Annotated in this window: 24 protein-coding genes, 1 tRNA gene and 1 pseudogene; 8 read left to right on the top strand and 18 right to left on the bottom strand. The window is 54.8% G+C overall.

What is annotated here, in order from left to right; all coding sequences use genetic code 11:
* Positions 1-150 precede the first annotated feature (150 nt).
* The 7 genes from J3351_RS06155 to coaBC form a co-directional block, all read right to left on the bottom strand.
* A complete protein-coding gene (locus tag J3351_RS06155) occupies positions 151-1,182 on the bottom strand; it encodes a GDSL-type esterase/lipase family protein (protein WP_207697332.1) in 1,032 nt (343 codons plus the stop codon).
* A 39-nt stretch (positions 1,183-1,221) separates the two neighbouring features.
* Entirely contained in the window at positions 1,222-2,955 is a 1,734-nt protein-coding gene (locus J3351_RS06150) for a class I adenylate-forming enzyme family protein (protein WP_207697331.1), read from the bottom strand.
* Positions 2,956-3,138: 183 nt separating this feature from the next.
* Complete coding sequence (locus J3351_RS06145; RefSeq protein WP_242699327.1) at positions 3,139-4,164, bottom strand: ATP-binding cassette domain-containing protein; 1,026 nt, start codon at positions 4,162-4,164, stop codon at positions 3,139-3,141.
* Positions 4,157-5,218 (bottom strand): ABC transporter ATP-binding protein, encoded by a 1,062-nt coding sequence (locus tag J3351_RS06140; RefSeq protein WP_097771486.1) that lies wholly within the window; start codon positions 5,216-5,218, stop codon positions 4,157-4,159. Before J3351_RS06140 ends, J3351_RS06145 begins: the two co-directional genes overlap by 8 nt.
* A gap of 13 nt (positions 5,219-5,231) precedes the next feature.
* Positions 5,232-6,263: an ABC transporter permease gene (locus J3351_RS06135; RefSeq protein WP_005931769.1), complete on the bottom strand. Its 1,032-nt coding sequence runs from the start codon at positions 6,261-6,263 to the stop codon at positions 5,232-5,234.
* Positions 6,263-7,204: an ABC transporter permease gene (locus J3351_RS06130; RefSeq protein WP_207697330.1), complete on the bottom strand. Its 942-nt coding sequence runs from the start codon at positions 7,202-7,204 to the stop codon at positions 6,263-6,265. Before J3351_RS06130 ends, J3351_RS06135 begins: the two co-directional genes overlap by 1 nt.
* A 206-nt stretch (positions 7,205-7,410) precedes the next feature.
* Complete coding sequence (gene coaBC / locus J3351_RS06125; protein ID WP_097771483.1) at positions 7,411-8,607, bottom strand: bifunctional phosphopantothenoylcysteine decarboxylase/phosphopantothenate--cysteine ligase CoaBC; 1,197 nt, start codon at positions 8,605-8,607, stop codon at positions 7,411-7,413.
* A 251-nt stretch (positions 8,608-8,858) separates the two neighbouring features.
* Here coaBC and J3351_RS06120 point away from each other — a divergent pair, with 251 nt between their 5' ends.
* From J3351_RS06120 to J3351_RS06110, 3 genes are all read left to right on the top strand, one after another.
* Positions 8,859-9,746, top strand: coding sequence for a type III pantothenate kinase (locus tag J3351_RS06120; RefSeq protein WP_005931758.1), 888 nt, complete (start codon positions 8,859-8,861; stop codon positions 9,744-9,746).
* Between the two features lie 24 nt (positions 9,747-9,770).
* Positions 9,771-10,754: a Gfo/Idh/MocA family protein gene (locus J3351_RS06115; RefSeq protein WP_207697329.1), complete on the top strand. Its 984-nt coding sequence runs from the start codon at positions 9,771-9,773 to the stop codon at positions 10,752-10,754.
* Between the two features lie 241 nt (positions 10,755-10,995).
* Positions 10,996-11,595, top strand: coding sequence for an ECF transporter S component (locus J3351_RS06110; RefSeq protein ID WP_097771480.1), 600 nt, complete (start codon positions 10,996-10,998; stop codon positions 11,593-11,595).
* A gap of 132 nt (positions 11,596-11,727) precedes the next feature.
* Here J3351_RS06110 and J3351_RS06105 read toward each other — a convergent pair whose 3' ends face one another.
* Together J3351_RS06105 and J3351_RS06100 are read right to left on the bottom strand one after the other, a co-directional pair.
* Positions 11,728-12,060 (bottom strand): DUF6465 family protein, encoded by a 333-nt coding sequence (locus tag J3351_RS06105; protein ID WP_035393739.1) that lies wholly within the window; start codon positions 12,058-12,060, stop codon positions 11,728-11,730.
* 185 nt (positions 12,061-12,245) lie between these two features.
* The gene (locus tag J3351_RS06100) at positions 12,246-12,725 is read right to left on the bottom strand and encodes a hypothetical protein (protein WP_207697328.1); all 480 of its coding nucleotides are present in this window, start codon (positions 12,723-12,725) and stop codon (positions 12,246-12,248) included.
* Between the two features lie 141 nt (positions 12,726-12,866).
* On the opposite strand from J3351_RS06100, the gene J3351_RS06095 reads away from it, so the two are divergent.
* Positions 12,867-12,953: transfer RNA gene (locus J3351_RS06095), tRNA-Leu, on the top strand.
* On the opposite strand, the gene J3351_RS06090 is transcribed toward J3351_RS06095, so the two are convergent.
* The 9 genes and pseudogenes from J3351_RS06090 to J3351_RS06050 all read right to left on the bottom strand — a co-directional run.
* Positions 12,914-14,026, bottom strand: a complete 1,113-nt coding sequence (locus tag J3351_RS06090; protein ID WP_242699326.1) for a phage integrase SAM-like domain-containing protein — start codon at positions 14,024-14,026, stop codon at positions 12,914-12,916. The genes J3351_RS06095 and J3351_RS06090 overlap by 40 nt on opposite strands.
* 2 nt (positions 14,027-14,028) lie before the next feature.
* Positions 14,029-14,394, bottom strand: coding sequence for a helix-turn-helix domain-containing protein (locus J3351_RS06085; RefSeq protein WP_242699325.1), 366 nt, complete (start codon positions 14,392-14,394; stop codon positions 14,029-14,031).
* A 114-nt stretch (positions 14,395-14,508) separates the two neighbouring features.
* Entirely contained in the window at positions 14,509-15,318 is an 810-nt protein-coding gene (locus J3351_RS06080; RefSeq protein ID WP_156060455.1) for a DUF6551 family protein, read from the bottom strand.
* Entirely contained in the window at positions 15,309-15,983 is a 675-nt protein-coding gene (locus J3351_RS06075; protein WP_156060457.1) for a type II toxin-antitoxin system PemK/MazF family toxin, read from the bottom strand. Before J3351_RS06075 ends, J3351_RS06080 begins: the two co-directional genes overlap by 10 nt.
* Before the next feature lie 86 nt (positions 15,984-16,069).
* Positions 16,070-16,297 carry a hypothetical protein gene (locus J3351_RS06070; RefSeq protein ID WP_156060459.1) on the bottom strand — a complete coding sequence of 76 codons (228 nt, stop codon included), beginning with the start codon at positions 16,295-16,297 and terminating at the stop codon, positions 16,070-16,072.
* Between the two features lie 373 nt (positions 16,298-16,670).
* Positions 16,671-17,162 carry a sigma-70 family RNA polymerase sigma factor gene (locus J3351_RS06065; RefSeq protein ID WP_207697327.1) on the bottom strand — a complete coding sequence of 164 codons (492 nt, stop codon included), beginning with the start codon at positions 17,160-17,162 and terminating at the stop codon, positions 16,671-16,673.
* 532 nt (positions 17,163-17,694) lie between these two features.
* Positions 17,695-18,402, bottom strand: coding sequence for an ImmA/IrrE family metallo-endopeptidase (locus tag J3351_RS06060; RefSeq protein WP_156060461.1), 708 nt, complete (start codon positions 18,400-18,402; stop codon positions 17,695-17,697).
* A complete protein-coding gene (locus J3351_RS06055; RefSeq protein WP_055189751.1) occupies positions 18,402-18,683 on the bottom strand; it encodes a hypothetical protein in 282 nt (93 codons plus the stop codon). Before J3351_RS06055 ends, J3351_RS06060 begins: the two co-directional genes overlap by 1 nt.
* 330 nt (positions 18,684-19,013) lie before the next feature.
* A pseudogene (locus tag J3351_RS06050) lies at positions 19,014-20,450 on the bottom strand (recombinase family protein); the annotation flags it as partial.
* A gap of 300 nt (positions 20,451-20,750) precedes the next feature.
* Between J3351_RS06050 and J3351_RS06045 the strand changes: the two are divergent.
* From J3351_RS06045 to J3351_RS06030, 4 genes are all read left to right on the top strand, one after another.
* Positions 20,751-21,734 (top strand): DUF6017 domain-containing protein, encoded by a 984-nt coding sequence (locus J3351_RS06045; RefSeq protein WP_008978068.1) that lies wholly within the window; start codon positions 20,751-20,753, stop codon positions 21,732-21,734.
* 31 nt (positions 21,735-21,765) lie between these two features.
* Positions 21,766-21,987 carry a DUF5348 domain-containing protein gene (locus tag J3351_RS06040; protein ID WP_002569164.1) on the top strand — a complete coding sequence of 74 codons (222 nt, stop codon included), beginning with the start codon at positions 21,766-21,768 and terminating at the stop codon, positions 21,985-21,987.
* A 41-nt stretch (positions 21,988-22,028) separates the two neighbouring features.
* Positions 22,029-22,505: a PcfB family protein gene (locus J3351_RS06035; RefSeq protein ID WP_002569165.1), complete on the top strand. Its 477-nt coding sequence runs from the start codon at positions 22,029-22,031 to the stop codon at positions 22,503-22,505.
* On the top strand, positions 22,502-23,594 hold a 1,093-nt coding region (locus tag J3351_RS06030), incomplete at its 3' end, for a type IV secretory system conjugative DNA transfer family protein (protein ID WP_242699324.1). The genes J3351_RS06035 and J3351_RS06030, both read left to right, overlap by 4 nt.

Raw genomic sequence — 23,594 nt, 5'->3', positions numbered from 1 at the left:
GGGACGACCCTCTCCGTCATTGCTTCGCAATGCCACCGCTCCCGAGGGGAGAGGGTTGGTGCTGTACTTTACGGCATCAAAAAAGCTCCCCCTTTCGGGGGAGCTGGCAAAGCCGCAGGCTTTGACTGAGAGGGTTGTTCCTCTTTCATTTTACTGCTGGGCCTCGATTGCTTTGACGATCTTGTCGGCGATGTACTTGTGGCCGGAGACGGTGGGGTGGCCATCCAGCTCAGTCTGAGCAAAGGGGATGGAAACGTAGGTGGCACCGTAAACATCGGCCAGCTGCTTTTCGTAGTTGTTCAGCTTGCTGAAGTAATCGCTCCAGCTGGGCAGCAGGGGCACAGGGTTGGTGGCACCGATGATCAGGATCTGGGCATCAGGGTTCAGCTCCTTGACGGTTGCTACGATCTGGCGCAGGTTGCTGGTGCTTTCGGGATAAGCGTTCTCGCAGATCTTGTTCATGCCGGAGAAGAACAGGTTCCAGACGGCATCTTTCTCGCTGCGGGTCAGGCTGAGCTTTTTCAGGCTCTCGTTCAGTGCAGCCTCAGTGTCCTGGTCGCGGTCGCGCAGGTTGCCGCTGAGCACGATGGAAGCCAGGTCGGCGCTCTTCCAGTTGGTAGCCTCGCCAAAGGAGACCACGGTGGGCACAAAGGCATCGTTAGAGCCCAGCTGGATGGAGATGACATCGGCGCTCTTGATGTAGTTGATGAACTCAGGGTAATTGTACTGGCAGCCGGAGAGGGTGTTCATCTCGGCCATGGTGCCGGTCTTGACCAGCTCCAGCATATCCTTGCTCATCACGCCGGGCAGGCCCAGATTGATGGCATGATCCCGGTCGAGGTTCAGGCTTTTGCCCACCTGACCCACATAGCAGGCCTCGGGGTAGCCCTTGAAGTTGAAGGAAACATCCACACCGATGAGGTTGGTGGCGTACTGCACCTTCGTCAGGCCGATGCCAGCGCAGATGCTGTCGCCCAGGGCAACATAGGTGATGGAGTTGGGCTCCTTCTCTTCTTCGGTGTTGCTGGAGGTGAAGAAACAGTTCTCCTCCTCTGCGGCGGCCTGTTCAGCGGTCAGAGCGGGGTCTGCGCTTTCTTCCGGGGCGGCTGCAAAGGCCGGAACGCTCAGGACGGAGAACAGCATGGCGGCCGAAAGGGCCAGGCCAATCAGTTTCTTTTTCATGGTGTCGTCACGAATCCTTTCCAATGTGTATTATTCTGCTTAATAATCGCGGGGAGTGATCTCTTCTTCCAGCTTGCGATAATCAAATTTAGCGGCCAGTGTCAGGGGCATTTCGGGGATGATCTTGTACCCCACGGGCTGGACATATTCGGGCAGCTCCTCAATGCAGAGCTGGCGCAATTCCTTGATGATCTGCTTGCGCTTGGCGGCGGGAACCGCAGGGTCAAGCACCAGATAGACAAAAGGCAGGCGGCCCTGCACATGATCCTTGTCGGCGCAGCCCACCACAGAGCACTGATGCACGGCGGGATGCTGGCTGACCACATTTTCGATCATGGAGGGGAACACCTTGAAGCCATCGTGGCGGATGATGAGCCGCTTGATCCGGCTGTCCAGATAGACAAAGCCATCCTCGTCCAGATAGCCGATGTCACCGGTATGCACCCAGACCCGGCCATCTGCATGGGTGCGCAGGATGGCGGCGGTCTCGGCAGGCTTGTTGTAGTAGCCCTTCATAACGCCGGGGCCGGAGATGCACAGCTCGCCCCGCTGGCCGATGGGCAGCTCCGTGTCGGTGCCCGGCTCAAAGGCAGACACCAGCGTGTTGACCAGCGGCAGGCCCACACTGCCGGACTTGTTGTTCCGTCCGGCAGCAGCGGTGGCAGCAGAGGATGCCTCGGTCATGCCGTAGCCCTTGGCGATGGGGAATTCCACGTTGTGAGCGGCCAGGAAGTCGTTGACCGTCTGTTCGGCACCCCGGGCGATGGCATCGCCGCCTGCGGCATAGTTGCGGATGAAGGAGAGATCCTTGTTCTGCAGCTTGGGGTCAACAGCCAGCTGCTGGTAGTGGGAGGGCACGCCGAACATGTGCTCGGGCTTGTACTTCCAGATCAGACTGCCCAGCTTATTGGAGTCGAGGTTGGGGATGATGACCACCTTGATGCCCAGCGTCAGCGGCAGATGTACGCCGCAGGCAAAGCCGTAGGCAATGAAGGGGGGCATGATGTTCAGCAGGGACTGACCCTTGGAAAACAGCGTGTCGCAGGCGGAGAACTGCATGGCAATGCCGTTGAAGTTGTTATCGGTCAGCATCACGCCCTTGGGGGAGCCAGTGGTGCCGCCGGTGTGCACCACCACACAGGCGTGCTCCGGGTCATAGGGCTCCGCGGCAATGCTCTCGTCTTTCCCGGCAGCAAGGAACTGCTTCCAGTGGATGACGTTGGAATGATACTTGTTCTTGTCGAGATTCTTGACCTTGTAACCCAGCGCCAGAGGCAGCGGCAGGGAATCGGCCGGGGAGAGCACCACCACATGCTCCACATGGGTGCGCTTGGCAGCCTGATGGCAGCGCTCATACACCACATTCAGGCAGATCAGCAGGTGGGAATCCACCTCTTCAATGTACTCACGGATGCCCTCCACACTGTAACGGGGATCCACCAGGTTCAGAGTCGCGCCGATCATGTCGGCGGCATAGAACGCAAAGATGATCTCCGGGGTCATCACGCTGACCACCGTGGCGATATCGCCCTTTTTCAGGCCCGCGGCCCGCAGGGCGGCAGCCGTCTTTTTGACGTTGACGATAAAATCAGCGTAGGTGAACTTGCGGCCATAGTATTCCAGTGCGGTCTCGCCCAGCCGGTTCTTGTTCTGCCGGCAGACGAGCTCAAACGCCGTGCAGGCGGGCATGGTCTGGTCAATGTACTTCTGATCGTAGAATTTCAGCCAGGGACGTGCCTGGGAAGCATAGATCGGGGTGTTGGATGTTGTCATAAATTGTCCTTTGTCCTTTGAGCAGTCACTGCACCCGCAGCCGGGGCAGCCGGATTCAACAGGGTCTTAAATTTCGTCCGTTTGTTAAAAACAACACAATACGTACAAGAGCTATTGTAGTAGAGCAGGGTGGAAATGTCAAGAAACAAAGGGCGAACTTTGTCAAAAAACGCAAGAGAAAGTTTACATTTCAGCCAGCCAGTCTTTGGCCTCCTGCTTGCTGCAGAGCACCCAGTGGCTGGGGCGCAGCTCCCGCCACTGGGGAGCCTCCTGCGTGTAATCGTGCATGGCAGGGTCGTAGACCAGCAGCTTTTTCTTCCGCTCCAGCCTGGGGTTGGGCATGGGGATGGCGGAGAGCAGGCTGCGGGTGTAGGGGTGGATGGCATGGGTCACCAGCTCCTCCGCATCGGCCAGCTCCACGATATTGCCCTTGTGGATGACGGCGATGCGGTCCGAAATGTACCGCATGACCGAGAGGTCGTGGGCGATGAACAGGTAGGTGATGCCGCGCTCCTTCTGCAGATGACGCAGCAGGTTGAGCACCTGGGCACGGATGGACATATCCAGAGCCGAGATGGGCTCGTCGGCAATGATAAACTCAGGCTCCACGATCAGGGCGCGGGCAATGCCGATGCGCTGGCGCTGGCCGCCGGAGAACTCATGCGGGAAACGGGAGGCGAATTCAGGCAGCAGGCCCACATCCAGCAGTGCCTGCCGGACCTTCTCCTCCCGCTGGGCGGCGGTCAGGTCGGGCCGGACATTCTGCAGGCCCTCGCCCACGATGTAGCTGACCTTGGCACGCTCGTTCAGGGAGGACTGCGGGTCCTGGAAGATCATCTGGATCTCCTTGATGACCTGCTGGTCCAGCTGGCGGGAAATCTTGCCGTTGATCTTCTGGCCCTTGTACAGGATCTCGCCGCCCGAGGTGGGCAGGATGCGCATGATGGCGCGGCCGATGGTGGTTTTGCCGGAGCCGGATTCGCCCACCAGACCAAAGGTCTCACCCTTGTAAATTTCAAAGTTGGCACGGTTCACGGCCTTGAAGGCCTTGCGGCCGGAGCCGTAGGTCACCTCGAGGTCCTTGACCTCAAGCAGGACCTGCCGGGGCGAGGCCTCTCCATCTTGCTGGCGCAAGACCGTTTTTTCGCTCGAACACTCCACTGGGGTGTTCGCTGCTTCGCAAACGCGAATGTCACGATTTTCAGGCATCCTGCATCCCCTCCTCTTTCAACAGTTTGACGGCGGCAGGCGGTTCCACCTTGGGGGCCCGGGGGTCCAGCAGCCAGGTCTTGGCCTTGTGGGTGGGGCTGACCGTAAAGTAGGGCGGGCGCTTGACAAAGTCGATCTTCAGCGCCTGGGGGTTGCGGGGGGCAAAGGCATCGCCGTGGATCTCGGTGAACAGGTTCGGGGGTGTACCCTGAATGTTGAACAGATCCTCGCCTTTGATGCCCATCTGGGGCATACTGGACAGCAGCGCCCAGGTGTAGGGGTGGCGGGGGTCGTAGTAGATCTCATCGGAGGTGCCGATCTCCACGATGTCACCTGCGTACATGACGGCCACCCGGTCGGCGATGTTGGCCACCACGCCCAGATCGTGGGTGATGAGGACGATGGTCAGGTTGTACTTGACCTGCATCTCCTTGAGCAGCTGCAGGATCTGGGCCTGAATGGTCACATCCAGTGCGGTGGTGGGCTCATCGCAGATCAGAATCTGCGGGTTGCAGGCCACCGCAATGGCAATGACGACGCGCTGGCGCATACCGCCCGAAAACTCGTGGGGATACTGCGCAAAGCGCACCTCGGGGTCAGCAATGCCCACGTCCCGCAGGTATTCAAGGGTCTTTTCCCGGGCGGCCTTGCCCTTGAGATGCTGGTGCAGCTCCACGGCTTCCATGATCTGGTCGCCGATGGTCTTCAGGGGGTTCAGGCTGGTCATGGGGTCCTGCATGATCATGGCAATCTCATGGCCCCGGACCTTCAGCCAGTCCTTCTCCTTTTTCAGGTCGGAAAGGCGGATGGGCTTGCCGTCATCGGCACCGTAATAATCAATGGTGCCCGAGGTGATGGAGCCGTTGGCATCCAGCAGGCCCATGAAGCTCTTGGTGAACACGCTCTTGCCGGAGCCGGATTCGCCCACGATGGCAAGGACTTCGCCGTGGTAGATGTCCAGGTCGATGCCGCGGATGGCATGCAGCACCTTGCCGCGCAGGTTGAATTTGATGTTGAGGTCCTTTACAGAAAGGATGAGCTGATTTTTTTCCATCTTCTGTCCCTCCTTACTGCAGGTGGTTCTTCGGGTCAGCAGCGTCCGAGAAGGCGTTGCCGATGAGGTAGAAGGCAATGGTGACAAAGCTCAGGATGATGGTGGGGTAGAGCAGCTGGTACCGCAGGCCCGCCTGCATCATCACCTTGCGGCCGTCGTTGATCAGGTTGCCCAGAGAGGGCGTTTCCACAGAAAGGCCCAGGCCGATATAGGTGATGAACACCTCGCTGCCGATGGCGGCGGGGATGGTCAGGGCCATGCGCAGCATGATGACCGATACCAGATAGGGCAGCAGGTTGCGCAGCACGATGCGGCGGATGGGGGTGCCGATGCAGCGGGAAGCCACGTTGTAATCACGGTCGCGGATGATCAGGATCTGGTTGCGGATAAAGCGCGCCATGGCGATCCAGCCCGTGATGGACATGCCCAGGATCAGGGTCTGGATGCTGGGGGACGCGACATAGGAGATCAGGATCAGGATGATGGTGGAGGGGATGTTATCGCAGATGTTGTACAGCTCGGTGAAGAAGAAATCGAGCTGGCGGACATAGCCCCAGAGCACGCCCACCGTGATGCCCACCACGGCCTCAATGAGGGCCACGAAGAAGGCGATGGTCAGACTGGTGCGTGCACCGGCCCAGATGCGGGCCCACAGGTCCTGGCCGATGGCATTGGAGCCCCAGATAAAGCCCTCTTCCCCGGGGGCGATATTGCGGAACTGGATACCGGTGGTAGAGTCTACCTGGCAGAGATTGGGATCTGCCTGACCGGGCAGATAAGGCTGCAAAAAGGCAAAGCCCACCACGAACACCAGTGCAATGAGCAGGGCCACGGCGATCTTATTCTTGAAGAAAGCACGGAAGGTGCTGCCCCAATAGCTGTAATTAGAGTAGGAGGTGGCCTCGGCACGCTCCTCGCTGAACCCGGCGGGGGTGAACAGCTCGTCCTCGGGCAGGTCGGCCCAAGCGGCGGGGCCGTCCTTCTGCAGCTTGTTCAGGTCGTTTTCCAGAACAGCTGCCTTGTGATCTTTCATGTGGAACAGCATTATCGGCCACCTTCTTTCTTGCCAAAGCTGATGCGGGGATCGATGAGCACCATGAGCAGATCGCCCAGGATCAGGCCGATGATGCCCACGCAGGCGTACAGCAGCACGATGCCCTGCACCATGGTGTTGTCGTGGCGCTGGACGCAGGTGACCAGCAGGCCGCCCATGCCGGGGATGGAATACAGGCTCTCGATGTAGATGGAGCCGACCACAGTGTTCAGGAAGGCAGAGGGAATATACTGCACCAGCGGCACCATGGCGTTGCGGAAAATGTGGCGCAGGGCGATGTTGCTCTCGCTCACGCCCTTGGCCAGTGCCAGCCGGACGTAATCCTTGTTGCTCTCGTCCACCATGTAGCGGCGCAGCCACATGGCGTAGAATGCCACGTTGCCCAGGCTCATGGAGCAGACCGGCAGCACCCAGTACCGCCAGTCGGAGGCATCAAACAGCAGGCCAACGCCCAGGGCGGTGGTGCCGTACATCTGAATATAAAGGTAATACACGGCGGCAGGCACAGCCTGAATGAGCACGATGACGGCGGTGCCGATCTTATCCGGCCAGCGGTTCTTGAACCGGCCCATCAGCAGGCCCATGGGAATGCCGATGACCAGGCTCAGCAGCATGGCAAACACGCCCATCTGGATGGAGATGGGCAGCTTCTTGGCCAGGATGCCGGTGACCGAGGCATTTACCTTATAAATATGGCTCACGCCCAGGTCGCCGTGGAGGGCATTCCACCAGAAGCGGCCGATCTGCACCGGCAGCGGGTCCAGCAGGCCCATGGACTGCAGGCCCGCCTGGATCTGGGCCTCGGTCATTTTTTCGTAGTTTGCAAAGTAGCCTTCCACCGGCATCAGCCGCAGCAGGCAGAACACGAGCGTTACAATGACGAACAGCGTCAGGATGGAACGCCCGATGCGTTTTGCCAGATATTTCAGCATATCTGTGCGCACCCCTCTTTCGTTTGTGGTTCCTCCGCGGACAGTGGTCCTGAACAGCGGATAGGAATAGAATACATCAAAATTGCACTTTTGGAAAGTGATTTGCCCGGATTTTGAAAAATGTTTTTGTAAAAGCAGGGTAAAGTGAACGTTTTTCTTACAAAAACAACCCTCTCCGCCGGGTTGACGGAGAGGGATAAAAGTTTTTATAAACCTCTGCGCTTCAAAATCTCATCCAGAATGGCATCGGCCACATCGGCCTTGCTCATCAGGGGCAGCTCCCGGGTGCCGTCGGGGGTGATGAAGGTGACCACGTTGGTGTCCACCCCAAAACCGGCTCCGGCGACCTTCAGGTTGTTGGCCACCACCATGTCCAGATTCTTCCGGGTCAGCTTGGCCGTGGAGTTTTCCACCATATCCCGGGTCTCCATGGAAAAACCGCAGAGGAACTGGTGGGTCTTTTTCGGGCCGATGGTACCCAGAATGTCGGCGGTGCGCTCCACAGGGATGGAGAGGTCGCCGTCCTTTTTCTTGATCTTGTCGCTTGCCACCGTCACGGGGCGGTAGTCGGCCACGGCGGCAGCCATCACCAGCACGTCCATCTCCTCAAAGCGGCTGGTCACGGCATCGTACATATCCTGCGCCGTGGTAATGGGAACATCGGTGGTGAAGCGGACCGGCGGCAGGTCGGTGTGGCCGTGGATGAGGGTGACCTCTGCTCCCCGCATGGCGGCGGCCCGGGCGATGGCATAGCCCATCTTGCCGGTAGAGTGGTTGGTCAGGTAGCGCACGGGGTCCAGCGGCTCCTGCGTGGGCCCGGCGGTCACAGCGATGCGGACACCGGCCAGATCCTTGGGCCGGGCGATGGTGTGCAGGATGTACTCGATGAGCACATCCTCCTTGGGCAGGCGGCCGCTGCCCACATCCTTGCAGGCCAGCACCCCGCTCTCAGAGGGGATGACCGTGAAGCCGTAGTGCTCCAGCGTTCTGAGGTTGTCCTGCGTGATGGGGTTTTCCAGCATCCCGGTGTTCATGGCCGGGCTGACCAGCTTGGGGCACCTGGCCGCAAGCACCACGGTGGTGAGCATATCATCGGCAATGCCGTGGGCCATTTTGGCAATGACGTTGGCCGTGGCCGGTGCCACCAGAACGACATCTGCCTTTTTGGCCAGCGAGATGTGGGTGACCTCGAACTTGAAATCGCGGTCGAAGGTATCCACCATGCATTTGTGGCCGGTCAGCGTCTCAAAGACGAGAGGGGTGATGAAATGGGTGGCGTTCTCGGTCATAATGACCTCCACGTCCGCCCCCAGCTTTTTGAGTGCGCTGGCCACATTTGCCATTTTATAGGCGGCAATGCCGCCGGTAACGCCCAAAAGGACGCATTTGCCCTGCAGATCCATCCAAAAAACCTCCTGTTTTGCGGGTTTGCCTCTTTAGTATAATCCAAAATCACCGCCAGCACAACAAAATCTTTCGGTTGGGTCTTGTATCCAGCGCAAAAATGCGGTAAAATAGCTTGACTTAGAATAAAACCTCTCCGTCAAGGTCTGCGTCTTTGCCGCCTCTCCTGCCGGGAGAGGCAAGCCAACCGGCTCCTCTGGCAGGGGAGCCGGAGCAAAGCGCCTGAGAGGTTTTGCAGGAAAGGTAAAATATGATCTTAGCCATTGATATAGGCAACACCACCGTCGCCCTGGGCGGCATCAAGGACGGACGTGTATGCTTTGTGGCCCACATGGATACGGTGCGCACCCGTACCGCCGCGGAATACCGCATTGAAATGGAAAAGGTGTTTGCCCACCGCCGCCACCCGGAAAAGCCCATCCGGTTCGAGGGCGCGGTGCTGACCAGCGTAGTGCCCCAGATCACCGGAGCACTGGCTGAGTGCGCCCGCTATTACACCGGCAAAAAGCCGGTCATCGTTTCGCCGGAGATCCGCACAGGCCTGACCATGGGGGTGCCTGACCCCCATGCCGTGGGCAAGGACCGGCTGGTGGATGCCGCTTACGCTGCGGCGAACTTCCCGCTGCCGGTCATCACCGTGGATCTGGGCACTGCCACTACATTTAATGTTGTGGATGAGAACCGGGTATTCCGGGGCGGTGTGATCTGCCCGGGGCTTTCCACCGGCCTGCGGGCTCTGGGGGAGCGCTGTGCCCAGCTGCCGCAGGTGCGGCTGAGCTCCCCCAAAGCAGCCATTGGTGTGAACACTGAGAGCTGTATGCTTTCGGGCTCTGTGCTGGGCACGGCAGTCCTGCTGGACGGCATCACCCAGCGCATTGAGGAAGAGCTGGGCCGTCCGGCCACCCTGGTGGTCACGGGCGGGCTGGCAAAGTATGTCACGCCGCTCTGCCGCCATCCGCTGACCTACGACCCGGAGCTGCTGCTGAAGGGGCTGGCACTGCTGTACCAGATGAACGCACCTCAGCCGCACTATGCCGCCGGGGGCAGGCGGCGGAACCCGAACAACAATTTCCGCCGGGGCCGCCGTCCCCGCTCCCAGCGCCGGGAACGCCGCGAGGAGAAGAACAAAAACGGCTGACGACGAAACAGGATGGAGAGAACAATGAAACTAGGGATCCTGGGCACGGGGATGATCGTGCGGGAGTTTCTGCCCTGGCTGGCAGGGCCGGACTGCCCCTTTACGGTGCAGGCGCTCTGCAGCACCCAGCGCAGTGCGCCGGTGGCCGACGAGATGTGCGAACAGTACGGCATTCCCCAGCACACCACGAACTATTTTGAATTATTGCAGTGGGTGGACGTGATCTATCTGGCCGTGCCCAACCTGCAGCATTACCGCTATGCCAAGGTGGCGCTGGAAGCGGGGAAGCATGTCATTGTGGAAAAGCCCATGGCCTGCACCGCTGCCCAGACCGAGGAGCTGGCGGCGTTGGCCCGCCGCAAAAAGGTGTTCCTGTTTGAGGCCATGACCACCCAGTACCTCGAAAACTACAACAAGATCCGGGAGCTGCTGCCCCGCATTGGCAGGGTGAAGCTGGTGCAGTGCAATTTCAGCCAGTATTCCAGCCGCTACGATGCCTTCTGTGCCGGGGAAACGCCGGTCTCCTTTGACCCGGAGTGTGCGGGCGGTGCCCTGATGGATCTGAACGTCTACAACATCAGCTATATCGTGGGCCTGTTCGGTGAGCCGAACCAGGTGCACTACCTGGCCAACATGGAGCGCGGCATCGACACCAGTGGTATCCTGACCATGGAGTACAACAGCTTCAAGGCAGTCAGCATGGCCGCCAAGGACTGCGGTGCGCCTGCCCGGTATGTCATCCAGGGCACAAAGGGCTATATCCTGCAGAAATCCACGGCCAACTGGTGCGGTGGCGTGACCTTCCACCCCAATCAGGGCAAGGAAGAGCACTTCAACCTGAACGGCGGCAGACCCCGGCAGGCGGCGGAGTTCCACGCCTTTGCCAGGGCCATCGAGGGCGGTGACCAGGAGCTGTGCAGCCGGATGCTGGATACCTCCGTGGCCGTCAGCCGTGTGCTGACCGTGGCCCGGCGGAGCGCCGGCATCAAATTTCCCTGTGATAGATAAACATCCTAACCCTCTCAGGCACTTCGTGCCAGCTCCCCCAAAGGGGGAGCTTTTGACAAAACCGCAAACTTTGCATGGATTGCCAAGGCCTCGCCCTTCGGGAGAGGTGGCATTGCGAAGCAATGACGGAGAGGGTGAGGTCGTTTATAAATTTTCAAGCATCCCTGACATTTTATCAAAAACCAGATTTGCGCCGTATCCGACGTATAGGGCGGAACGGCAGCAGGAGGAAAACTGAATTATGAAAAACAACGATCTTCGCACTCTCACCCGACTGGCACTGCTGGTCGCCATCGAACTTGTAATGAAGGCCATCGGCCTGGGCAGTGTGCCCATGGGCCCGCTTTACATGAGCTTCCTGACCCTGCCCATTGCGGTGGGTGCCATCACCATGGGCCCTGTGGCCGGTGCTGTGCTGGGCGGCGTGTTCGGCGCGGTGAGCTTCTATGATGCCGTTACCGGCGCTTCCGCCATGACCGGCGCTCTGTTCCAGGTCAGCCCTGTCAACACCTTTATCCTCTGCGTGGGCATGCGTGTGCTGATGGGCGTGTGTGTGGGCCTGATCTTCAACGGCCTGAGCAAGCTGGACAAGAGCCGCACCTGGAGCTATATCGTCAGCGCCATGTGCGCTCCGGCCCTGAACACCCTGTTCTTCATGGGCTATATCGTGCTGGCGTTCTACAACTGCGACTATGTCCAGAACCTGGTGTCCGTTAAGGGCGCTGCCAACCCCCTGATGTTCGTTGTGCTGCTGGTTGGTGTCCAGGGCGTGGCTGAGTTCCTCGTCTCCGGCATCCTGGGCGGTATCGTGGCCCGCGCCGTGCACAAGTTCCTGAAGTAAGACCCCGCGTTCCGCGTCAGGGAAGAGCGTATGGGTTTTGTAACATTGTAAAACAAAAGACCAGAACTGAACTGCCGCTTGGCAGAACAGCTCTGGTCTTTTTCTGTGCGGTGAAAAACAAAAACACAGCCTTTACAGAGGCAGCTTGCCGCCGACCTTGTTGACGACATAGTAGGCGGCCTCTTCCTCAGGCTTGACGTAGATCTTGCAGGACTGCACGCCCACCTTGTGGGTCAGGCGGTAATCGGCCTTGGCGCGGTCCACAAGATCGGTGATGTTATACTGCTTGCCGGCAAATTCAACGTAGATCTCAGGGGAAAGCGGGGGACGGCCCTTGTGGGCGGTCTTTTCCGTTTTGGGGGCTTTCTCCGTTTTGACAGCGGACTTTGCGGTCTTGCGTGCGGGCTTTGCCTCGGCTGCGGGAGCTTCTGCAGCGGCAGGAACGACAGGCTTTTTCACTGACATGGATTCTACCTTCTTTCTCATATAGTCTTGCGTGTGGGAATAATACCGGACTACGCCGGTAGAAAAACTTTGCTTCAAACGGCAGCATATAACTATATAATAGTTTTTTGCGGCGCATTTGTAAAGAGGTTTTGTGAAAAAAGGTTCGTTTTCAGGCAGGAAAAGCTTTTTTGTTTCTGGAAAAGTTACTGGGCGCACAGCCCCTCGGCCCGTATGACGATGGGCAGCAGCAGTTCGGTGTCCCAGTCCTCTGCCAGCACAAATAGATCATCGCAGATCTCCTTCTGGATTTGTGCCGTCGTTTTTTGTCCGGCAAGGACGCAGACCGCAGAAAGCAGTCGAACTTTCAGGGCACAAATTTCTGCGGGTGCGCCCCACAAACGGGCAAGGTCATAATTGCTGGTGTTTCCGCAGGGCATGGCACAGGCAGCGCAGTTGGGGGCCACCCGGTGCTTCTCAGCTTCAACGATGTCGGTCATCCGGAGCAGCGCGCTCTCGGCGGCCTCGGGGTCAGCCGCCAGCCGCAGACTGGCAGCCAGTATGCGGTCAGTGTCCTCCGTTTTGGGTTCATTGACTGTGGAGCGCGCCAGCCCCACCAGCGCACCCAGCAGAGCATCCCGCTGACGCTGTGCATCGGTAACGGGAGCAGAAAACGTGTGATTCATAGAAACCTCCAGGCTCTTTTTTGTTGTAAGGATACCACGGAATCCCCGGAAAGGGAAGGCGAAAAATTCTTTTTTCTGCAAAAGGGAATAGTGTCTTGATTTTGGATGGAAAATCCGCTATAATAATACCGTTCTACATACGCCGGTGTGTCGGAATGGCAGACGAGGGGGACTCAAAATCCCTTGTGCTAATAACACGTGTGGGTTCGACCCCCACCACCGGCACCATAGCGAGTGTTCTTACAGCATTTGAAACGCTGTAAGGACACTCGCTTTTTCATATGCTGGATGCTGATGGTCTCGTTCTCAAAGTCAATGGCATCCCATTTCAAGCCAACAACTTCACTGCGCCGCAGGCCGTAGAATGCAGCCATGATAACACCAAACTCCGAAGAATCACCTTGAATCACTTTGAATAGCTGCTCCAGTTCTTCACCGCTGTAAATCTCCGACTTGAACTTTTCCTTACGAGGACGTTCAACGCGATCTGCCGGGTTGGAACGGATCATGCCGATTTGAAAAGCGTACTGCAAGCATTTGCGGATGTTGGCGTGATAGTGAATGACGGTGTTTGCCGTAAGGCCACGATCCAACTCATGCTGGTAGAAGTCTTGGATGTATTTGGGATGCTGTTCCATATCCTGCAATGTATAGTGGAGCGGTTCAAAATATGGGACGATCTTGTGAACGATTGCTCTTTCATAGCTGGTATAGGTTGTGATTTCCACTCGTGACTTCATCATTTTCAACCAGTCCGTGATGAAGTCGGTGAAAAGTACCGGGGAGTTATCAAGGCAGGGGTCAACTTCTTTGATGGGGCTGACCTTCAGCCAATTATTGTCAACGGCATATTGTAGGGCATCGGTCAACTCCTTGTGCCAATCCAGAAGCTGCTGTACACTGGCCTCCTCCTGCTGACGCTCATAGCGGAAGAACGTTTCCAGATCGCGCGGAGAGAGTGCTTTCAAAGACAGCCGCTTCTTTTCAAAGTATGGGACAACTACTCTTCCCAGATCATAAGCATATCTGCCATAGGTTTCGGGCGGAAGGTTCATCACGCTTTCCCGAAGCCAGCGGTTCAGATATTCCGATACCGGCAGGTCGGAAACCTGCTGCATCGTTTCAGGGTTAAACTCTTTTTGTGTTTTACGCAACAGAGATTCAGCTCTTTTTTTGTTTCCTTTAACCGGAAGTCCTGTGCTGATGGATTTGGTTCTGCGCTTTCCATCTGCGTCTTTCCAGCTCAGAATCATCTGATACATACCATTTTGTTCTCTTAAATGTCCGGCCACATTTGTCATAGTTATGCTCCTTTCTGTTCGCAGCCAAACGTCCTTTGCTTAGGCATCATAAGTTTAGAAGATTCTGGAGTGTTTTGCAAGGATGGCGCAAGGGAGTTTGAAAGGTGCATCCCTCCAAGTTGCCGATCCTGATCGAGCAGGTACTCTACCACGCAGAGTTTTGGTATCTTATAGCTGCGTCCTACACGCGCCGAGTGGATCTTATTCTGCTTGACCAGCAGATACGCATTCTTCCGGCAGATGCCAAGCATTTCCTGAAGATGCTCCACCGTCACCACATCCGGGTAGTCCTTGAACATCGTCAGATACCTCTCCGTCTTTCGGTCAGGCTCTTCCTGAATCAAAGTGCAGGCTGCGATCTCGCTCATTCCGGTCCTCTCCTTTCTAGTTCAATATGTCAATTATTTGAAAGAAAATACTATATGTAAAGAGCGATGGCCTTTTCCGGGTACCATCGCCCTTGCCAAAGGAGATATTTGAGTTTAGAACTTCATCGGCAGTGCATCCTTCCTGCACTTGCCGTTGTAGGTGGTGTAGATGGGGTAAACATACCGCCGCCAGCCCGGGAGCTTTGCGGGGTTATCCCGGCTGATACGGTAGAGCTCCATGGGATGGACGCCGCTCAGCGCACGGACAAGCCGCTCCGCGCTGTACTGTCCATGATACAGCTGCACAAAGTACATCACGCCCCGCAGAACAGCTGCCCGGAAGGAATCCGGTCTGCCCTCCCACGCTTCCACGATGTGCCGCAGGGCTTCGCAGTAAATTTCCTCACCCAGCTGGTCGTACAGCTTCAGCGCCGTGCCCACACAGCTGATGCGGTAGTCGCTCAGCTGCATGCTGTCGTAGTTGAGGGACGGCCCCACCCGGTTAGTGGCTGCGACAAACGCCTTGGAAGGCGCATCACCGCCCACCACCTTGGCGCGCAGCTTGATGCCCGCCGACAGGGGTACGGCGTGACCGTTCTGCTCCGCAAAGAGCAGGGCTTCCTGCTCCATCGTCAGTCCGGTGTAGACCTTGCAGAGGATCGGGCGGTCCTCGCCACCGTTGAGGAGGATGCAGCCCTCGATGGTGTGCTGCCCGTCCATCACATAGTACCTGCCGTTGCGGAAGCTGACCTTCGGCTCGTTAACGATGTACTCATTGAAGTCTCTGGCGATCAGCTCCACCCGCTTGCGCTCCACGCCCCGCTGGTAGATCTCGCGGGGATAGATCAGCTTGCTGCTGTGGATGACCGAAAGCTGGTACGGCGGGTTGATACCAATGAAAGTATTGTTTTCGTTCAGGCGCATCGCATTTCCTCCTTGATTCTCCAAATGTACTTCTCGGCTTCCTCTAAGATCTCAGCCACCTGCTGCTTCCGCTTCGGGCTGGTGAGCAGGCTGGGATTGAAGGTGAAGCTGTATTCCAACCGCTGGATCATGGCATGAACCGCGGATTGCAACTCGGTGTACAGCATCATTTCCTCGATGCTTCCGGCGTTCTCAAAAGACGATTTGATGGGCGTATAGGGGTAGACAGGTGGTTTGCCATCCACCACCTCAGGCGGTGCGTAAAGCGCCGTAGAGCGCCGGATAGGCTCCATCTGCTGGATGCTGCCCATGGGGTTCAGCGCAAGGCTGATACGCACTGCATCATCCACCCTGCGCATCTCCTCCGGGGTCAGATGCCCCAGATACTTCAGCGCCCGGCTCTTGTCGATGGTGAAGATCTGCTCTGCCTGCACAACGGACGGCATATTCAACCCTGCGTTTTCCAACGGGCAGTGGGTCGGCTGGTTTACTTTCTTTTCCGCCTTGCTTGTCATGGTCGCAACGATCAGGGTCGGAGAGTGATAGTTGCCCACGTCATTCTGAAGAATGACCGCCGGACGGTCACCGTACTGTTCCGAACCGGTGCTCGCCCCGAAATGGGTGAAGAAGATGTCTCCGCGTTGGAATTTCCAGTTTTGCTGCAAAATTGTACCTCCATGTTGTTATGTGCAAAGCCCGCTGCCGGATGTTCCGCAATGGGCTTCGTTCACGGTATGGTGGTATGGTTAGGTCAGCGGTGCATGACCACATAATCGTAGCCGCGCCGCATCTGGCAGACGGTGCAAGTGTCCATGCTCCGGTCTGCGCTGGGTACAAGTGCGATTTTGAAAACTTTTGCATCCACAAAATGCCGCAGACAGGTGCCGCAAAGGGTGCGGATGGACTTGACCATCTCAGGGGTCAGCTCCATCTCCTCGTAGATCTCCTGCTCGCACACCGTGGGGTTCAACTCGTCCATAAAAGTGTCCTCCTATGTATCAAAAGTGGATATTCGGGTAAAGAATAAATAAGAATACGTAAAAAACGGGAACTGCCGGATGCGTGGAACGTACCCGACAGTTCCCGGATCAATATGATTAAAGATCTCGCATATTCGCCCTCGGCCCCCTGCGAGTGGGGCATAAACATCTGGCAGCGGACTTGTACCGCTTCATTGGCATTTCAGCCACCCCGTCTGCTTTGTGACCGGGCCGCGAATTACGGAAGTATCATTATCGGAGTACCAGATGACGGAACTATTCAGTTTTCAAGGACCATGAAGTCGGACGCTTTGCCCTGCGGCAGATGCCGCTTGGGAAATTGTCCCTTCACTTGGTAGGCATCGAGAAGGGTCAATTCGTAGCATTAAAATTGAATTTTTTCAAAAATTTAGTAATTCTCTTGATTTTGATACTAATAGTGGGCCGAGATACGCAGTAGACTTTAGAAATTTCAGTGATGTCGTATCCCTCGTAAGCGTACATGGTGATAATTTCCAAATCTTCGGTTTTCAAAGTTTCGAGTGCAGTAAGCAACTGCTCGTTCTCAATCTCACCAATCCATGCAAAACGGCTTTTAGTTTCGTGGTAAGTATCCGTAACGGAAACGGCTTCCTGATACTTGTTCATCAAGGGCGAGTAGGATTCTTCGCTCTGTTCAAAGGACGGCGCTGCAATTTCCTGCGTATGGTTCTGGTAAGAGCGATTAGCGTTAAAAACAGACCAGTCGTAATCGTACATTGCCTGAATCGCTTCGCTGCTCATACCGGCATCTTCATACTGCTTGCGGGTCATAGCCCACTGACTATCAAAATTCTTCTTTTCCAAACCGTAGTTAAAGCCCATGTTAAACCTCCAAATTTTCGATAAGTCGTGAAAAGTCGAAAATTTGGAAGGCTACGGATATTTCGCCGCTTGGGGCATCCACGAAAAACGGACAAACATAAAGCCTGCTCCTTTTTACGGGAGCAGGCTACCTGAAGGCTAAAAAAATAGCCGGACAACCAACTAACAGAGCGGTTCTAAAGCAGAATCACTCTATCAGCTGTTGCCCGGCTATTTGGTGCACGTTTCATACATTGCCTTGCGGCAATGGCCCGTTGCTCGGTGACGAACAGTCCATATTCAGGGTGCAATGCACCCGATTTTTGAAATTGTGTTTTGTCTAAAAAGTCAGCGCCTGCGGTAGGCTAAGTCAACGGTTGCTACGTTGCCGCACTTGAGGCACTTTATGCTGATAGAGCCTGAACAGCTCTCAGTTTTTTGGTAGAGCTTGTGTCCGCAAACCGGACAAAACCTCCAGCCAATGCTGAATTGTGCCTGCTGTATATTGTTCAGCGGTTTACTCTTAAAAGAGCGATTATTTGACCAAGTCATATTATTCTCCAAATCGAATGACGTCCAATGGATGGCAGTGGATGGGTTTTCCGTTGATGACCTGCATCTGCTGTAATCTGATCCTAATCGCAGACCACGATACTCCCATCCGTGCAGCCATCTCCAGAATTTTTTCATAGTTCGGGTCCGATGCGGATTTGTACAGGATACCATTTGGCAGGCACAGCGCTGCACGTTCTATTTCGGCGTTGACCAGAAATGTTGGCATCAGCATCTCCACTGCAAGGGTATTCGCCTGCCATTCCTCCCATGAGGGCTGTCCGTTTCGTTCCCGATAGGCAATGTGCCCACGGCACTTGACTGCTTTTCCATAGTCGTTCGGAAACAGGTCAGCCAGAATATGGTGTGCCGCTTCATGCGCTATCGTGAAATTCCGGCATCCGGTGCAGTTGTCTGCCGCAAGGGCGGAATCGATCACAACGTCCTTCGGCATGAACATCTCTACAAGCTTTGTACCATCCCCTAAAGTTACGGTAAAACCGCATCTTTGAAAAACGGTCAGTCCGAGGATGCTGCCATCGCTGCACAGCGGCAGCATTTTCACATTCAGCCCAAGAACAGCGCTTGCAAGCCGTTCAGGGTCAATGGGTTCCGGGGCATCTTTGCTGATCCTGAAGCGGGTATAGTACTGGTCGATATACTTACCCGCTATGCGCGAAAGGTCTGCGCGGGATAAGTACCTTGCCATTACGAAGCACGGCTTTCCGGCACAGAGCAGTAGGCTTCCACGAACCACTTGCCCTGCTCAAGCCAAAGATTTCGCTTCTGCCCGCAGATTAGACAGGTGAAGCAGTGACCTTTTCCGCCAAGGCGCGATGTGCCATGCCTGACTGCCAAAACACGGTCAATTCCATAAGTGCGAGTCTTGTCATAGTTTATGGCAAGAGGACGGATCTTACCGTCAGGAGTAAAACGAACATCCACTTCGACGTATCTTTTCTCACGGCGAAGGTTGTAATCACCACACATCAGAATTCCTCCTTTTTGCAGATTTATCAGAATGCAGCGTGCATTACTTGCGAATCATACTGCGTGCCACGAGCTGTTTTTCGTTTAACAGAGGAACGGACACTGTATGCTTTTTCCACTCATCCATAGAGCAGGTTACTGCTTTGCACAGATGTCATTTTGTCCAGCCGTCGGTTGCATCAAAATCTACATCATAGTTCATGGTTCCGCACATCGGGCATGTCAGTGACAAGGGTATCAGCAAATGGGAAAAAGGAGAATCCCTCACTTAAAGATATTGGTTATGTACTAGGTGTGCAACCGTTCGATTGCACACCCTTTTATAATGCGTCACTCGACTTTGCCGATAAAACGGTAAAAAATTTCAACTTCCTGTTCTCTGGTGCCATCTTCATGCTTGACAGCTTCGTGAATGAGAATCTTTTCAATCAGAGCATTTAGAAGTTCGGCGGTCAATTGTGTGGGGTTGACGTACTTTTTCATCAACTCAATCCACTTTTCAGCGTCAACAGCGGTCTGAACGGCTGCATCAAGTTCGGCTTGAAGTTCTTGAATCTTTTCGTCCAGTTCATGCTGTTCTGCCTGATACTTTTCGGACAGCATATTGAAATTGTACTCCGTAATGCGTCCAACAGACCAGTCCTCATACATTTTGGCGAACAGGTTGTCCACCTCTGCCTTACGCTTTGTGGCCTTTTTGAGTTCGGCAGTCTGTTTTTTCTTGGCGGTGTTGCGTTCTTTGTCGCTGGCATTCAGTAAACGCTGCAAGAGTTTATCTCCATCCTGCTGTGCTTGCTGCGACCAATACTGCACTCTTGCCAGAATATAGGTGTACAGCACATCATATCGAATATAGTGCATGGAACATTGGTGAAGGCCCTGTCCGTTTTTGCTGCAATGGTAATAGCCGTAGGGCTTTTTGTTCTGCTTATTCATACCATAGGCCATCGACCAGCCGCAATCCGCACATTTTACAAGCCCGGAAAAGATTTGCGTTGTTCCGTCTTTCTGTTTTCTACGGCGATGAGCAATCTGCTCCTGCACCTGTCGGAACACATCCGCAGAGATAATAGCTTCGTGGGTGTTCTCCACACGATACCATTCCTCCTGCGGCTTCCGCACCTTTTTCTTGTTCTTGAAAGAGATGTTGCTCTGCTTATTGTGAACGCTGTGACCGATATAGGTTTCTTCTTTCAGGATACTTTTGACCTGCGCTACCGTCCATGCGTAGGACTTCTCTTCCGACGCTCCTGCATAGATGTTAGCAAATGTGCCATACCGCTGAAAATTCAACCAGCCGGGAGTGGGAACCTTTTCATCTACTAAAATATGGGTGATGCTGGCCGCACCGTGTCCATGCACCGCAAGATCAAAGATTTTCTCAATGATCCACTTCGTTTCCGGGTCTACCAGAAGATGCCCTGACTTGTCGGGGTCTTTGATATATCCCAGAGGAGCGTATGCACCATAGTGCGCACCGTTCGCAAATCTTGTCCGCATAGCGGCCTTGACTTTTTTGCTGGTCTGGCGAGCGTGCATCTCATTCAGGATGTTCAGGAACGGAGCGAGTTCGCTTTCGCCGTTGAGAGTGTCCACATTATCGTTGACAGCAATATAGCGGACACCTTTACTCGGAAAGTAGATCTCCGTGTACTGACCTGTCAGAATATAGTTTCGACCTAAACGGGATAAATCCTTTGTTACAACGCAGTTGATTTTGCCTTCCTCAATATCGTCGATCATCCGTTGAAAGCCCGGTCTGTCAAAAGCTGACGTTAGATAACGATACTTTTGAAAACACTGGAAAATCAAGGTTTTTCGAGCGACGGACAAGCAGGGTATTGTACTAAAAACTGAATACGACGCAGAAGCGGCGTTTCTTACTCTCTACATGGGAGAACAGGAACGCCGCTTTTTTCATGCCCTTTGTTACGCAGTAGGGGCAGAAAAAGCCTTGCTACAAGCGGTTTTGCGGGTGTGTATCTGGCGCGGCAAGGGATTTATACCTTATTCCCCGAAACCGCGCTTCTACTGCGTAACAAATCCAAAGCAAAGGAGCTATGAACTATGGCAGTTTTCAGAGTGGAACGGAACAAGGGCTACACCGTAATGAGCAACCACCACCTACGCAACAAGGAGCTTTCCCTAAAGGCAAAGGGGCTGTTGTCGCAAATGCTGTCACTCCCCGAAGATTGGGACTACACCTTGAAAGGCTTATCCCTTATCAACCGGGAGAAGATAGACGCTATCCGCGAAGCCATTAAGGAGCTTGAACGCGCCGGGTATATCGTCCGTTCAAGGGAGCGCGACGAGAAAGGACGCTTGCGGGGCGCGGACTATGTGATATTCGAGCAGCCGCAGCCGCCTACGCCGGATTTACCAACATTGGAAAATCCAACATTGGATAATCCAACACAGGAAAAACCAACATTGGAAAAACCTACGTTGGAAAATCCAACGCAATTAAATAAAGATATACAAAGAACTGACTTACCAAAAAAAGAAAAAATAATTACTGATGAACAAAGTACCCATTCCATTCCTATCCTTTCCCCTAACCCCTCTCCTTGCAGAGAAGCGGCTACGCCGCCGGAACGGAAAGGAACGGAAGCGACAGCACAGAGCGCAGTTGATATATACCGGGAAATCATCAAGGACAATATCGACTACGACATTCTCAAACAGGACATGAAGTTTGACAGTGACAGGCTTGACGAGATTGTAGACCTCATGCTTGAAACCGTATGCACCGCCAGAAAGCGGGTACGGATTGCGGGGGACGACTACCCGGCAGAGCTTGTGAAATCTAAGTTTATGAAACTGGACGGCGAGCATATCCGCTTTGTGCTTGACTGTATGCGGGAGAACACAACGAAAATCCGCAACATCAAGCAATATCTGAAAGCAGCCCTTTTCAACGCCCCGTCCACTATCGGCAATTATTACACTTCCCTTGTCGCCCATGACATGGCAAGCGGCGCACTGTCACCGAAAAAGCCGCAGTACGGCGACCCGGACTATTATTCATGCAACGAGGGCGAAAGCCTGTAACCACCCACAACCACAAAAGGAGGATTTTATTATGGCACAGAAAATGACAGGAGCATTGGTATTTGACGAGCGCACCGACCGTTACGACATCCGCTTTGACTTAAACAGCTACTACGGGGGCTTGCATTGCGGCGAGTGCTTTGACGTATTCGTGCGGGGCAAGTGGAAGCCGACCCGGATTGAGTACGGCGACAACTGGTATCTTGTGGGTATCAGAGCCGAGGACTTGAACGGGCTGCGGGTGCGTATCTGACCGCCGCCCCATAAAGAAACGCGAAAGGAGGACGCGACAAATTGCAGGACGAAGTAAACGAAAAGACCATAGCCCTTTACATCAAGACCGGGAAGCTGACCGCGCAGACGCTCCAAAAGGCAATGAAAGCCATACTGTCAAAGGGCAAAAAGCAGCTTGCAAAACCGCCACAGGGCAAGCAGAGCTTAAAGCAGCTTATGAAGCAGAACGCGGGCGTTTCCAACATTGAGATTACCGAGGGCAATATCAAAGCCTTTGAGAGTACGGCGAAAAAGTACGGTATCGACTTTGCGCTGAAAAAGGACGCGACGGAAAGCCCGCCCCGCTATCTGGTTTTCTTCAAGGGGCGGGACGCGGACGTGCTGACCGCCGCCTTTAAGGAATTTTCCGCAAAAAAGCTGACACAGGAGAAAAAGCCCTCAATCCGAAAGCTGCTCTCTACCCTCAAAGAAGCTGCACAGGGCAAGAACGCGGAACGGGCAAAGGTCAAGAACAAAGACAGGGAGGTATCGCTATGAAGCCGGAAATCAAGAAGCTGCTTATCTTAAATCTCCCGTATCTGCTCTTTGTCTGGCTCTTTGATAAAGTGGGCGCGGCTGTCCGGCTCTCCCCCGGCGCGGACGCGAGCGCAAAGCTGCTACATCTTGGGGACGGTTTTACCGCCGCCTTTTCCAGTATCGCGCCGAGCTTCCACCCGGCAGACTTAGCTTTAGGCATTGCGGGGGCGGTCATTGTCCGGCTGATTATCTACACCAAAGGCAAGAACGCGAAGAAATACCGCCGCGGGACAGAATACGGTTCGGCGCGTTGGGGCGGGGCTGACGACATAAAGCCGTACACCGACCCGGTATTTGAGAACAATATCCCCCTAACGCAGACGGAACGGCTTACCATGAACAGCCGCCCGAAGCAGCCGAAATACGCAAGAAACAAAAATATCCTTGTAATCGGCGGTTCCGGCAGCGGCAAGACCCGGTTCTTTGTGAAACCGTCGCTCATGCAATGTACGTCAAAGGATTTTCCAACGTCGTATATCGTCACTGACCCGAAAGGAACACTGATTTTGGAAACCGGGAAAATGTTACAGCGGTACAAATACCGTATCAAAGTGCTAAATACGATTAACTTCAAAAAATCCATGAAATACAATCCCTTTGCCTATCTGCGGAGCGAAAAGGACATTTTGAAGTTAGTCAATACCATTATCGCCAACACCAAAGGCGACGGGGAAAAATCCGGCGAGGATTTCTGGGTGAAAGCGGAAAAGCTCTACTACACCGCGCTAATCGGCTATATCTGGTATGAAGCCCCGGAGGACGAGAAGAACTTCACGACGCTGCTTGAAATGATAAATGCGTCGGAAGCCCGCGAGGACGACGAGGACTTCCAGAACCCGGTTGACCTCATGTTTGAACGTCTGGAAGAAAAAGACCCGGAGCATTTTGCAGTCAAGCAGTACAAAAAATACAAACTTGCGGCGGGTGTTGTATGCTCTAAAAGACTTCTTAATCAAGCGGTTGGGAAGTCTCTTAGAACACACAACCTAAAACCGAAGAAAGGAGCGCAAGTTATGAGAAAAAATGAGAAAATCACAGCTCTGTACGAAC

The organism is Faecalibacterium sp. Marseille-Q0746, assembly GCF_017377595.1.
Classification (GTDB): domain Bacteria; phylum Bacillota; class Clostridia; order Oscillospirales; family Ruminococcaceae; genus Faecalibacterium; species Faecalibacterium duncaniae.
The sequence above is the reverse complement of the archived record's forward strand: the minus strand, read 5'-3'. Positions and strand labels throughout refer to the sequence as shown.